The sequence below is a fragment of the Bradyrhizobium sp. SZCCHNPS1003 genome (genome assembly GCF_032381555.1).
GTDB lineage: Bacteria > Pseudomonadota > Alphaproteobacteria > Rhizobiales > Xanthobacteraceae > Bradyrhizobium.
The window spans coordinates 25,117-38,449 of the sequence record NZ_JAUHIU010000016.1; the positions used below are offsets into that span (position 1 = coordinate 25,117).

Genomic DNA, 13,333 nt, shown 5'->3' on the forward strand with positions numbered 1-13,333 from the left:
TCGGCATGCCGCTTTTTTGCCGGACACTGTGGAGCAACATCGCTGCCCAAACACCGCCCTGGGGCAGGCCCGATGACGACGCCGCGCGGCGGCGCTAGCCTTTATATGCACCGATGCTGGAAAACTTCCCCAGACCTGGGCCGATCTCCGGCCAGACACAAGAACTTCCGTGCTTCTAAGAAGTTGAATGGCGCGCCCGGAACGATTCGAACCTCCGCCCCTCAGGCTTGTAGACTGCAGATCACAGGCACGCTAGCAGCGAGGTTCTCCGAATCTTGAACCCCGGTGGCCGGCTCACCAACAGCTTGGGCTAAGAAGCGAGCCAACGCTGCCTTCCGCGAATCTCGATCGAGTGCGTAGGCAGTTTGCTTGAATTTCACTCCGTCGAGAAGTCCCTGAATATAGCCCGAAACTGTATCGGCGGCCATGATGAGCGCGGTGTCGAGTGTATGGATGTACTTGCTGGTGACAGACCCCTTCGAATGGCCAACCAGCGCTGCGATCGTAACCTCGGTGAAGCCGAGATCGTTGGCGATGCTAGCAAAACTGTGACGCAGCACGTGAGGCGTGAAGTTTGAAAGGGACGATTTGCTGAACAACTGTTCCCAATGATTTGGGAAGCTGCCGAACGCGTTATCGTCTCTGTACCCTGGGAAAACGTAAGAGCCGACCTTTTTCCGCTTTCGGGCGTCCATGAATTCCACCACAGGGAGCCCAATCGGTCGGATTGAGGCACCCTCCTTGCTGTCTGCTAGACGCAAACAGCTCGCCTCGGTGTCCACTTCGGACCACCTAAGGCCGATGATTTCACTGCGACGGCAGCCGGTCAGCGCAATCTGGCGAATGATATCCACCGTTATGGCATACTTTTCCTCCTTCGCTGCTTCCTCCAGCATCTCGCCCAGCGTCCTGTACTCGGCCTCCGTGAGCCGACGATTGCGGACATTGTCCTTCGGCTTGCGAATGCCGTGGGCTGGATTGTGCTCGATGATCCCGGCCTCCACCGCATAGGTGAGAATGCCCCCGAGGAGACCGACGGTCCGCGTTGCCGTGCCGACGCCACCGCGCACATTGGCTCTGCCGCGAAGCTTCTTGGTCTTGACGCTGGCACGGGTCTTCCCGGCCATGATGTCCTTCAGGACCTTGTTGACGTCTGCTTTGACGAGATCTTTGACGCGGCGCGTGCCAATCAACGGAATGATGTGGCGATTGATGCGTCCAGTGTCCGTCACCAACGTTGTCGACTTCTTCGGGCGTCCGCCCTTGCCTAGAATAAGGCCCGCTTCAAAGTCTTTGAGGTAAAGTTCGCAGAGCTCCTTGACCGTGACCGCCTTGTGATCGAGCTGCCGCTCCTCGGCCGGGTTGTCACCTTGTGCCACCCGCCCGAGCTGAATCTTGGCTTCCTTACGGGCAAGCTCCGGCGTCCAAACACCGTGAACCCCGATGCTATAGCGGCGAGAGCGGCCGGCTGAACGGTATTGAATTAGGTAGCTGCGCTTGCCCGACTTGAAGACGCGCAGGCCAAAGCCAGGCAGTTCGTCATCCCAGATCACGTAGTCCGTGCTTTGAGGTTCAGCGCCATCGACAACGCGTTTACTGAGCTTAGGCATAAATTTTCTCTCCTCCGAAGCTCGTCTCCCGCGTAAGCACCACGTAAGCACTTGGAGGAAAGCCGGAGCGGACCGCAGGATACGGCCGGCGGAGGCTCATTCCAAATCCGATAATGATTAGAGGGGGATATCGTAGCATTGGATGTCCTGGCGTTTTCTCGCGCAGCACAACTTAAAATGCTCCGAAGGCAAAGGTCACACGTTCGAATCGTGTCGGGTGCGCCACTCAATCAATAGCTCTCTCGGAAGTCGGGAAGAGCCCGCGACACATCCCCCGCAGCTACTGACCGTATTTTGCGTTCAGCGCCAAAGGCGCCTTCGCCCCGATTGGATTTGGTCGTCAGAAGCCAAGTGATGTGCTTGAATTGCGTAGGCGTCCGGTGAAGGCCACGGGCCGAGCGACTGCTCTGGACGGTCTGGAGCGGCTCGATCAGGCGGCGGCCGATGTCTGGGCGGCCTGCCAGCCCAGGGAAGCAGATCGGCGAGCTTGCTGGCCGGATGGTCGGGTAGCTTGGCGAGGACGTCGGCGAGCCAAGCCTGCGGGTCGACGTTGTTGAGCTTGGCGGTCTGGATCAGCGTGTAGATGGCGGCAGCGCGGCGGCCGCCTTCGTCGGAGCCGGCGAAGGTCCAATTCTTGCGGCCGAGGGCCACGGCGCGCAGCTCGCGCTCGGCCGTATTGTGAACACCTCCCAGCGCTTGAGGCTGTAGTCGATTGCTTTTGCGGTCTCGCTCTTGCCGGACAGCTTGGTACGGCGTTCGCGCAGGAAGCCGTGGAGCTCGTCGACGCGTGGGCGGCTGCGTGCGTCGCGCACGGCTTTGCGTTCGTGAGCCGGTAGACCGTTGATCTCGCGTTCGATCGCAAACAGCGCGTCGATCTTCGCGATCGGCGCCTTCTTCAGCCGTGCGATCTCAAAGAACTTGCGCCGTGCATGCGCCCAGCAGCCGACCTCGATGATCGGGCCCGGCTTGCGCGCAGCCGTGCAGCCCGTATTTGGCGAACAGGATGTGCGCCAACAGGCGCGGTCCCGCTCGTCCGCGCGAGATCGGATGGAACGGCGCCGGCGGCTGCGTGATCGCCTCGCAGGCGCGGCAGGAGAACTTCTCCCGTACATGCTGGATCACCTTCCACTGAGCGCCAGACCGTCGAAGCCCTTGCGCATGTCGGTATGGCCTGTCGCAAGCCAGACCCGGGTGCCGGAGGGGATCGGGATCGTCATCGCGAACCCGCCTGGAGCGCCGCGATCACCGCGGTCACCGTCGCGACATCCGCCGCGCCGCTGATCCGGATCTTGGCCTCCGCCCCGAGCTCTACTTCGATCAGCCCCTGCGTTGGAGCTGCCGCCGCGTGAGGATCGGCTGCGATCGTCAAGGCAGCGAAACCCGGCGCGGCAGCCTCCTTGCCGCATAGCTGCTGGCGCCAGCGAAACACCTGGCTGGAATGCACCCCGAACGCTCGCGCCCCCCCAGGATCGTCGCTCCCGGTTCTAACGCTGCAGCAACGACACGCTTCTTATCGGCCCGCGACCAATGCCGCCGTCGCCGCTCCGACGTGATCACTTCCACTTCCACTTCCGCTTTAGCCATAGGATTGGCTCCAGGACTAGTCCTATGGCTTCAACAAGCGTCAGCTCCGACGCAAGGCGGCCGTCGCCGGGGGCTTACCTTGCTCGCGGAAAACCGCGGCCGCTGCTCGCCGACCGTGAACGGTTCGAGCGCAACTATCAGGAGTGGCTCCTTGCGGTCGGCTGCACACATCCTTAAACGTCGAGTTAGGTCGGCACGAGACTGCAGCTAAAGACTAGTTTGCCAGTCCACACGAACGCAAACGACCCACCAGCTCGATCGATGGCAACGATCGACCGTCGAACTTCGCGGGCGCCGTGAGTGCGAGACCATTAGGTGGGATGGTTCAGCCTGCAGCGGCGGCAATGGCCCAGCGCGATCTGGCTTCCCGTATCAATTCTGGCAAATTTGCAATCGTTCGGTGCATGTGGGCTTCCAGGCGTGCGCACGCGCGCGCGGCGTTCTGGCTGCGGACGCCGTCCGCGATATCAAGACAGTCACGGAGCTCGGAGTCCGGATCGGCGTCTCGGGAGATGACGAGGCATCGAATATACCGGCTGCGGTCGTTGAAGTTTTTTATCATTCGCAGCATCTCCTCGTTCCTCGATATCTGCGCGATCTGCTCGAACACACCCTCGATGGCGGCAGCATAGTGCTTGGCGCGATTCCTTGCCGAATTCGCGGGCGGAAGCGCCGCCATTCTCATCGCGCTTCGGCCAAAGCGTACGGCCGACGATGGCTCCAAAGCCTTCCTGAGATTATGCGCGAGCACCAGCCGAGCAAACTCATAGAGGTCCTGCAGCTCCGCTGCGTCCGGGACCCTCGAGAAGAAGCCTCGCTTCGGAACGATATCAATCAGCCCCTCGCCATGAAGACGCTCGAGAGCTTGTCTCACCGGTGTCGCACTCGCCCTGACATAGTCAGCAAGCTCGTCGATGCGCAGGTGCTCGCCTGGCAAAATGATCTTCGACTCCGACGTCAACTCGTAGTGTGTGACCAATTCCTTGATTCGGGCGTAGGCAACATCGACTCGATTGAATTCGCTGTCCATATCGATACCTGCTGCGCTAGGATTGCTGATCCGGCGGGCTTGAGCCGAAGGCTGCGCGGCGCGTCGCGCGCTCATGCGACGCGTCGCTCATTGCGCTTTCTGCTCACGATCGATCGCCGAGTGCCGCCGGGTGTCGCGCATGTTGAGATAGACGACGAGAGAGGTCGCAATGCAGCCGGTGAGGTAGAAATAGAACCAGCTTTCGTGACCGACCGACTTGAACCAAAGCGCGATCGACTCTGCCGTGCCGCCGAAGATCGAAACGGTCAATGCATATGGCAGCGCTACGCCCGTTGCTCGAATTGCAGTTGGGAACAGTTCGGCCTTGACCACCGCATTGATCGAGGTATAGCCGGATACGATCAACCACGCCGCCGCGATCAGGAGGAATGCGGTGAACGGGTCGTGGACTCCCTGCAGCGTGTTCAGAAGCGGAATCGTGAACAGAGTTCCGCCCAGTCCGAACCCGATCAACAGCCATTTGCGTCCGATGCGATCGGAAAGGGCGCCATAGAGCGGCTGCAGCACCATTGCGAAGATCAGGCTACAGGCCGTGACCATGGTCGTTTGATCATCGGTCAGCTTGACGGAGAGCTTCAGGTATTTCTGCATGTAGGTGGTATAGGTGTAGAAGGCCGCAGTCCCCCCCATTGTTAGTCCAACAACAAGCAAGACTTCGCGTCGGAACTGACCCAGCGCGCGCAGCGAACTCCCCTGTCTTGCCGACTTCGCGCGGGTGAATACATCCGTTTCGTGCAGGTTGCGGCGCATGACGGCGGCCACGACGGCCAGCAGCGCGCCGATGACGAACGGAATACGCCAGCCCCATCCACGAAGCTGCTCCTCCGTCAGAAGCACCTTCTGCAGGACCAAGAGAACGACGATCGCGCAGAGCTGGCCGCCAATCAACGTCACATATTGGAAGCTGGAATAGAATCCGCGGTTCTTTTCGTCCGCGACCTCGCTCAGGTAAGTTGCGCTGGCGCCATATTCACCGCCTAGGCTAATTCCCTGCACGATTCGCGCGAAACCAAGCAGGACCGGCGCCGCAAAGCCGATCGACGCATAGGTGGGCGTCACGGCGATGATCAGCGAGCCGAAGCACATCATCAAGACCGACAAGGTCAAGGCATTACGGCGGCCATGATGATCTGCAAAATGGCCGAATAGCCAGCCTCCGAGTGGGCGGACCAGAAAGCCGGCGGCAAACAGCAGCGCAGCATTCAACTGCTGCACCACCTCGTCGCCCTCAGGAAAGAACGATTTGGCGAAATACAACGCAAACGCGGCATAGGCGTAGAAGTCATACCATTCCACCAGATTTCCGATCGAGCCGACGAAGATCGCACGCAAGCGGCTACCCATCCCAAGGCCGTCACGGCGTGCTTCATCGGCGGCCGCAACGAGGATGGGGCTGATAGCTCGCTCAAACTTCATGGCGTCCTCCGAGTGCACGTTTTCTTAGGCTCTAAGGCCAATCGTGCTCATGCCTGAGCAACCCGCGTGCCAGCCGGCGGCGGCCGCCGATCGCGCCGCCAAACAAAGCCATTTCAGATGGTTGCATGCGCCTCGCGTGAAACGGGCTCGCCGCGCTAAGCGGAATTCCGCCGATCCGCGTCGGAGCGTAAGCGGGAATCCGCCTCGTGCCTAGCAGGAGGTTCGGCTGGGTCGCAGCAAGCCGTACCTTGCCATTTTTTCGTTGAGCGTCCGCCGTGGCATGCCGAGACTTTCCATAACCGCCACAACCGACCAGTTGTGCTCCAGCAAAGACGCCTCGATCAGCATGCGCTCATAAGCTGCGACACGCTCAGAGAGCGAGCGCCTTGCGCCCGCTCCCTGGGCTCGCCGCAGAATTTCCGCGACGCGGCGACCCGTTGCGGCCAAGCCGAGCGCGTAGCGTTCAGCCACGTTCTTCAGTTCTCGAACATTGCCAGGCCAGTCATGGGTCAGCAGTGCATCGAAATCCTCGGCTCCGAGTGGCGTCAGGTCACGGCCGCTGCGCCGGGCAGCTTCCCCGGCAAAATGCTGGAATAGCAGCAGCACGTCGTTGCCCCGTTCGCGCAACGGCGGGAGACGGATCTCAGCCGCTGCCAGGCGGAAGTAGAGATCGGCCCGAAAGCGGCCGCTGCGGCTGTCCGCGGCGAGATCGGCTTTCGCGGCCGCGATCACACGGACGTCGACCGGGATCAGCCGGTTCGATCCCACCCGCTCGACCACGCGCTCCTGCAGAACGCGTAGGATCTTGACCTGGAACGCGTGTGGCATGCTTTCAATTTCATCGAGCAGGAGAGTTCCGCCGCTGGCATGTTCGAACTTCCCGATGCGAGCCCCGCGTGCACCAGTGAACGCGCCCGCCTCGTGACCCAGCAGCTCGCTCTCGAACAGTTCGGCGGGTATAGCCGCGCAATTTACCGCAACGAATGGAGCTCGTGCCCGCGGACCGAGGTCATGCAGTGCGCGAGCGACGACCTCCTTTCCCGTGCCGCTCTCGCCGAAGAGGATCACATCCCGGTCGTGCTCGGCGAGCTCGCCAACGGACTTTCGCAGCGTGGCCATCGCGGGCGATGTCCCGAGGAGACGTCGCGCCAGCTCACCTTCGGCGCCGAGCCGGCTCGTGAGATGCCTGAGTTGACGCTTCAATCCTGATTGTTCTGCCGCCCGTGCCAGCACGGCAGACATATGATCCGGGTTGGCAGGTTTCTGCAAAAAGTCGTAGACACCCTCGCGCATGGCCGCTACCGCGAGTGCAACGTCGCCGTGAGCAGTGAGCAGGACGACCGGAATGTCGGGATCGATTCGCTGCACGTCGCGCATGAGTTCGATGCCGGATCGATGCGGCATCCGGAAGTCGGTCAGTACCACGTCAGGCAGCTCGGCCTGAAGCATCGACAACGCCTCGTCAGCATTTCGGGCTGTGCGCGCTTCGAAGCCGCCCAGCTCCAGCCATTGTCTGATCGAGCTGCGAACGATCTCCTCGTCGTCAACGACAAGAATCGATTTGCTCATCCACACACCCCGATAAGTCTAGGCCGGCTCGGGCGGCGTCGGCAAGGTCACCCGAAACCGGCTTCCGATTTGCAGTTCGCTCTCAACCGAAATCGTGCCTCCGAGCTCCCTCACGATCCCATAGCTGATTGAAAGGCCGAGGCCGAGCCCTTCGCCGATTTCCTTGGTGGTGAAGAACGGATCGAACAGCGATTTCATGTGATCCGCGGAGATTCCGCTCCCGGTGTCTGCGACCTCGGTCGTAACGGTGCTACCCGCACGACGGATGGAAACCGTGAGAACCCGGCGCGGGCGATCACGCATCGACTGGACCGCGTTCGAGAGCAGGTTGACGAAGACCTGCTCGAGACGGATCGGATTCGCCTCAACGTGAGCCGGCTCCGCCGGCAAGTCCAGGACAACCTCGATACCCTCATTTCTGATCCGGTACTGCAGGAGCCGCATCGCATTGCCGAGCGTCACACCGACATCGACTCTGCTGGTTGCACCGGTCTCCTTGCGGGCAAACATGCGCAAGTGACCGATCAGTGCCATCATTCGCTCGGCTATGGATGACATCAGGTCGAGGTTCAAGGCCGTTCGTTCGATCTCGTTGCGTTGCAACAAGACTCGGCTGCTTGCGATGTAAGTGGTGAGCGCCGCGAGTGGCTGGTTGATTTCATGCGCCACCCCTGCCAGGGCTTGTCCAAGACTGGCAAGCTTCGCACTCTGCACCAGGCTCTCGTGGGTTTGTCGCAATTCCTGCTCGGTGCGCGTCCGTTCCAGGACTTCACTTGTCAGTTGACGATTGGCTTCGCGCAGCTCCATCGTGCGCTCCGCAACACTTCGTTCGAGCAGCTCGTTAGCTTCGCCCTTGGCTTTCATCGATTGCCGCCATTGATGAGCGACAAGCCCAAGCAGCTGTACCGTGAGAACGGCAAAACCGGCCGTGACCGCGATGGTCATTGCATGCCGACGAGCCTCCCCGATGTCCGAAAAAATGAGCAGCTGCCATCCATGCGCCGGCAGAGGCCGCGCACGCAGCGCATATTCGTGGACGCCATCGTCGTCGCCCAGTTCGACCGATACCTCGCCCGATTCGGCCGACGAACCGAGGATCGGAGCATTCTCGATCGTGTCGCCGAACTGCCGGGACGCGTTCAGACGCGCGACCGCGGTCGAGGGTAGCCTTCGCAACGGATGATATTTCCACTGCGCGCGGCTGGCCAGGATGAGCACGCCTTCTTCATCTTCCATGGCCACCAGATCACCGGCCCTGACCCAATCGGCTTCCAGCGGCGTCAAATCGATCTTCACGACGGCGACCCCGATCGTAAGCTCGCCTTCGGTGATCCGTTGCGACAAGAAGTAACCAGGCAAGCCGGTCGTCACCCCAACGGCATAGAGCTGCCCTTCCCCGTCACGGATTGCGCTCTGGAAATAGGGGCGAAAGTCGTACGCATGCCCGACGAAGCTCTTTGCTCCATCATAATTGCTTGCTGCCAGCGTCACCCCGGCCGTGTCCAGCACGTAGAGCTCGGCCGATCCCGCGGCCTGATTTAGCGACTTAAGATAACGGTTGGCAGCTTCGACAACTGCCCCATCGCCCGGTGTCCGGAACAGCCGGCGCACCGGATCGGCGAGTGAAAGAACCGTGGGCAGATATCGGAAGCGGGCAACGGTTGCATCGAACGTACTGGCGATCAACGTAAGCCGATCATCGGAGTCGCGGCTCATCTGCGCGAGGCCAGCGCTCAGGGCCAATCGGTAGGACAGCAGCGCGACTCCCACGATCGCCAGGACAGCAATTGCGGCGATAGCCGGCCAAGCCCTTGAGAGCCCACCCGGCAAGCCTAGTCGGCTCGAAAACCACGCCGACATCGCCACCCTCTCGCTCACGCCAGGGCTCAAATGATGGGCCTGATTTTGGCTTCGGTCGCCCCGCGAATTCTCCCCGCGCATGCCGGATCCAGAGCTTCACTCGCAACCGGGGTCTTGGACCCTCTCACAGGTCGAAGGTCGATGTACCCATGGGCATTACAATCAAACGTCAAACGAGATCTATATGGCCGCGGCCATCGTCCAGCGTGACCTAGCGTCCCTGATGAGCTCGGGCAGATCGACGATCATCCGACACATGTGCGTTTCCAATTTAGCGCTTGCACCTCTCGGATCTTGATCGCGGAGCAATTCGATCAGCTCGAGACATTCTCGTACCTGCGCGCCGTGATCCGGGCTTTGCAGGATCGAGAGGCATCGGACATACCGGCTGCGATCATTGAAGTTCCGCATCATTCTCAGCATCTGCCCGTTTCGCGACAGCTGCGTGATCTGCTCGAAGACGCTCTCGATGGTCATCGCATGATGCTTGACGCACTTCGTTGCCGAGTGGCCCACTGCAACGGCTTCCACTTTCATCAAACCCCGGCCGAGACGCGCAACCGAGGACGGATCGAGTGGCCTCGTAATATTGTGCTCAAGAACCAGCCGGGCAAATTCATACAGATCCTGCAGCTCGGACGCGTTCGGAACCTTGGAGAAGAAGCCTCGCTTCGCGATGCTGTCGATCAGCCCCTCGCCTTGTAGGCGCTCCAGCGCTTGGCGTACAGGCGTGGCGCTCGCATTGACGCGATCCGCCAGATCGTCAATATGCAGATGCTCTCCCGGAAGCACCCGGACCTTGCCGTCAGGTACCAGATCATAGTGGATGACGAGGTCCTTGAGCTTAGTGTAAGCGGTGTCTACCTTGCTGATATCCCCGTCTGTATCACGCATGCCACGTCCCCTTGAACCACCCTAGGCGGACGCGACTTGCCGGCCGCAGACGTAGCTCCCGAGAGGCGTCTGACTCGTCCCCGGAATGCTCCGACAGCGCCGACGAGCACGCGAAGGGATTCGACGACGCCCGACGCCGACTCCTTGCCCTGCTACTCGTTGTCCGCCCATGACTTTCATTTTTTTACACACCGTAAGCTTACGCACTCATTGCAGCCGTCACCATCATAAAAACTATGCAATCGATGTGTACTGCTTCACTGGAGCACGCTGAGACGGTGTCTCATCGCGTAAGCGGTTGCTGCGGCGCGCGAGCTCACGCCGATCTTCATATATATGTTCGCAATGTGCCGATTGACGGTCGGCACACTGAGGCGTAGTTCCGCAGCAATGGCCTTGGAGCGGCTGCCGGCAGCGAGCTTGCTGAGGATCTCCATTTCTCGTGGTGAAAGATCATCAGGGCCTCGCGCGTATAAGTTGCGCGACTCCGCCTCGACTCCCTCTATCCGTGCTCGATCAACGCGCTCCTGCCAGCTTCGCATGCCGAGTGCTACGAACTGCTCGCGTCCCCGCTGCAGCAGCGCACGCGATGACGGCTTGTCCCCTGAGGTTCCCGCAACGGTCGCCTCATCAAGATCGACGAGCGCTCGGAGGCAGACTTGGCCTGCCCGGTCAAGATCGCCGCGGGCCTTTGCGAAGTGTGCGCGTGCCGCAACCGTGTGATCCTGAAGGGCCGCGAGGCGTCCGAGGATGAATTCACGGCATTCACCGGCGGCACCGATCGTGCTCCCGTGCTTTGGAGCGCGGACCAACGCTTCGAACCGGCGGGCACGTTTGACGTCCTCACGCTGCCAGGCGGCACAGACACCGAGCCCAAGCGCATCATCCGACAGCTGTCTGTCGGAATTTGTGTTCTCCAGGGATCGGAGCAGCGCCTCAATGCGAACGTCGTATTCGTTTTCGCCAGGCAGGAATGCTTCGGTGAGAGCGGCGAAGCCAAGCACGATTTGCCCAAGGCGCACCGGATGATCCTTGACGATCTGTAGCGCACGCGAAGCGACTCGGCCAATCGCCGGCCAGTCGCCACCATACAAATAGGCACGCCATGCGACCGCGGAAAGCTCCAGGGCAAGATGCAACCGGTGCCACGGTCCCAATCGGACAGCCAGCGCACGCGCGTCGCGCAGCGCCGCGTCTGAGCTTGCCAAATGACCCAGGCTCGCCTCGGCAATCGCGAGAGAGGTTAACGCCTCGATCCGACCGGGAAGCGACCCGAAACACTTGGCATCCCGCAACAGGTCGTGCGCAGTTTCGACCCCCAGGGCGAGTTGCCCATGCCGATAGATCCAATCATGGGTCACGACCTCTCGAGCCCGGATGATGGCCGCCGGATTCTGCCATTCGGCGGCCCAACGTTGCACCTGCTCTGTCTGTTCGATGGATCGCGGAGCATACAGGTCGAGCGCCGAGGCACGATCCTCTTCGTCTCCAAGCTGACGAACGAGATCGAGCGCACGCGGATCCGGCGCGTGGTAGATCGCCTCAAACGTCCCGTCATTCCATCGGCACCGCCAGTCCTGTCGGAGCACCTCCAATCGGGCCCAGTACAAATCTCGGCGATCATCGCAGGCTTCCAGTCCGCGCTCCACCAGAGGCTGCCACATCTCAGCGGGAGCGCCGGCGTCCCGCAGCCTGCGGACAATCGCCACCAGGAAACTCATGGTCCATGATGGCCGCCGCTCCCAGCATCGGCTGAACAGAAAGCGCGTCGTCGCATCGGCGGCTTCGACGTCGAGTGATGCAGCCTGCGCAAGCGCGAGATCACGGAGCATCTCGTCCGAGGCAGCATCGCCTGCGAGATCGCAAGCGATCCGAAGGAATACAGCTTCGTGCTCGCTGATATAGTTCGCTCGCGCGCGCTCGGCTGCGTTCAGTGCGAAGACCTCGCCGATTTCAGCACCCGGGATGCGCTGCGAAGCGTGATACTGATGCGCAATCTCTCCAGGATCGGCATCGAGCTCAGCGAGACGCGTCGCCGCGCGTCGATGCAAAATCGCTCTCCGATCGGGGTTCAGCTCGTCGTACAAGGCGCGCCGCAACAACGCATGCGCAAAGACGTAGCCATCACCGCGAACGACGAGTACCCCAGCCCTCATCGCCTCGTCGATATGGTCCAGAATCGTCTCTTCGGAATCCGATATCAGAAGCTGCAATCGGCCGAGATCGAACCCTTCGGGAAATATCGCAGCGATCCGCAGCATTCCCAAGGTCGGCCCCGAGAGCCGCGCGAACCGTCGCGACAGCAACGGACGCAGTCCGGCCGGGATGCCGATACCGTTGTTCACGAGATCGGCGGGCCATTGGCCCTGGCGCCCAGCAAGCTTTCCCTCTTCGACAAGGTGGTTGAAGAGCTGGCGCACATAGAACGGATTGCCGCCAGTCTCACGGTGAATTGCCGTGGCAAGCGATGCAGGCAGCCGCTCGTCTGCCAATGACTCCAGCATGCGCATCGTGTCCGCCGGCTCGAGCGAGCGAACCGCGATCCGATGAAGCTCGCTCTCGCGCATCAGCGCATTGAGTTCCAGAGGCTCGCCGCCGGTCTCGTCGGGACGGAGAGTGATGACGGTCAGCAGCGGCAGAGATCGCGTCGAGCGTAAGCAATGCAGCAACATCGACCAGGATTCGCGATCGGCCCAGTGCAGGTCCTCGAGCACGAGCAGTAGTGGAGACTCGACTGCAACCGCATGAAGCAGATGAACCGCGGATTCGAACAGTCGAAACCGCTCGTCCGGTCCGGAGAGTCCTTTGAGAGCAGGAAGATCCGCAGCGGCCGCGAACGCCGGCACCACGCGAGACAGCGGCCGAATCATGTCATTGCGAGCATGGTTGAGGAGTGTCGGCTGCTCGCGAGCCCATTGGGAGAACGTGTCGGCAAACAATCCATATGGCAGAGGTTCGGCCATCTCGTAGGCGCCCCCCCTCGCCACACAGAAGCCGCGCTGCTTCGCAGTTTGGGCCAGTGCCTCGACCAGACGGCTCTTGCCAATTCCAGCCTCTCCTACCAGGACCGCACCAACAGCGCGTCCATTCTTGTCCGGGAGAAGCCCGCGAAGCCGGTTCGACTCCTGGTCCCTTCCTATAAGCGGAACACCGCTATCCCTCATGCGCTAACCAATAGCCAACCTACACGATACTCTTTCATGGCTGCGGCAAGACGCACTGCCGCCTGTGCGATTCAACCGCCCACGAAACTTAAGATTGCGTTGAGAAAATATCAGCTCGGCACGATAATACCAAGCGGCAAATCAATGTTGCGCTGCGCACATTGGGCTCATCTCGCGAAGACTGT

The 13,333-nt window shown here is 61.0% G+C and carries 8 protein-coding genes and 1 pseudogene; all 9 read right to left on the minus strand.

The annotated features are described in order from the left end of the window. Positions 1 to 221 precede the first annotated feature (221 nt). On the minus strand, positions 222 to 1,610 hold the full coding sequence (locus QX126_RS24755; protein WP_315784288.1) for a tyrosine-type recombinase/integrase: 1,389 nt from the start codon (positions 1,608 to 1,610) through the stop codon (positions 222 to 224). Between the two features lie 456 nt (positions 1,611 to 2,066). Beyond that, a pseudogene (locus tag QX126_RS24760) lies at positions 2,067 to 2,741 on the minus strand (transposase); the annotation flags it as partial. An 82-nt stretch (positions 2,742 to 2,823) separates the two neighbouring features. Beyond that, entirely contained in the window at positions 2,824 to 3,054 is a 231-nt protein-coding gene (locus QX126_RS24765) for a hypothetical protein (protein ID WP_315784290.1), read from the minus strand. Between the two features lie 465 nt (positions 3,055 to 3,519). Beyond that, a complete protein-coding gene (locus tag QX126_RS24770; RefSeq protein WP_315784291.1) occupies positions 3,520 to 4,299 on the minus strand; it encodes a GntR family transcriptional regulator in 780 nt (259 codons plus the stop codon). Positions 4,300 to 4,311: 12 nt separating this feature from the next. Beyond that, entirely contained in the window at positions 4,312 to 5,589 is a 1,278-nt protein-coding gene (locus QX126_RS24775; protein WP_315784439.1) for an MFS transporter, read from the minus strand. Between the two features lie 282 nt (positions 5,590 to 5,871). Next, the gene (locus QX126_RS24780) at positions 5,872 to 7,230 is read right to left on the minus strand and encodes a sigma-54 dependent transcriptional regulator (RefSeq protein ID WP_315784293.1); all 1,359 of its coding nucleotides are present in this window, start codon (positions 7,228 to 7,230) and stop codon (positions 5,872 to 5,874) included. An 18-nt stretch (positions 7,231 to 7,248) separates the two neighbouring features. Beyond that, entirely contained in the window at positions 7,249 to 9,108 is a 1,860-nt protein-coding gene (locus QX126_RS24785; protein WP_315784294.1) for an ATP-binding protein, read from the minus strand. 162 nt (positions 9,109 to 9,270) lie between these two features. Further along, entirely contained in the window at positions 9,271 to 9,984 is a 714-nt protein-coding gene (locus tag QX126_RS24790; RefSeq protein ID WP_315784296.1) for a GntR family transcriptional regulator, read from the minus strand. A 257-nt stretch (positions 9,985 to 10,241) separates the two neighbouring features. Beyond that, positions 10,242 to 13,148, minus strand: coding sequence for a helix-turn-helix transcriptional regulator (locus QX126_RS24795; RefSeq protein WP_315784297.1), 2,907 nt, complete (start codon positions 13,146 to 13,148; stop codon positions 10,242 to 10,244). Positions 13,149 to 13,333: the final 185 nt, after the last annotated feature.

Bases quoted from the DNA above. Each gene is read 5' to 3' on its own strand.
- QX126_RS24755 (WP_315784288.1), bottom strand. From the start codon at position 1,610: ATGCCTAAGCTCAGTAAACGCGTTGTCGATGGCGCTGAACCTCAAAGC.
- QX126_RS24770 (WP_315784291.1), bottom strand. From the start codon at position 4,299: ATGAGCGCGCGACGCGCCGCGCAGCCTTCGGCTCAAGCCCGCCGGATC.
- QX126_RS24775 (WP_315784439.1), bottom strand. From the start codon at position 5,589: ATGGGTAGCCGCTTGCGTGCGATCTTCGTCGGCTCGATCGGAAATCTG.
- QX126_RS24780 (WP_315784293.1), bottom strand. From the start codon at position 7,230: ATGAGCAAATCGATTCTTGTCGTTGACGACGAGGAGATCGTTCGCAGC.
- QX126_RS24790 (WP_315784296.1), bottom strand. From the start codon at position 9,984: ATGCGTGATACAGACGGGGATATCAGCAAGGTAGACACCGCTTACACT.
- QX126_RS24795 (WP_315784297.1), bottom strand. From the start codon at position 13,148: ATGAGGGATAGCGGTGTTCCGCTTATAGGAAGGGACCAGGAGTCGAAC.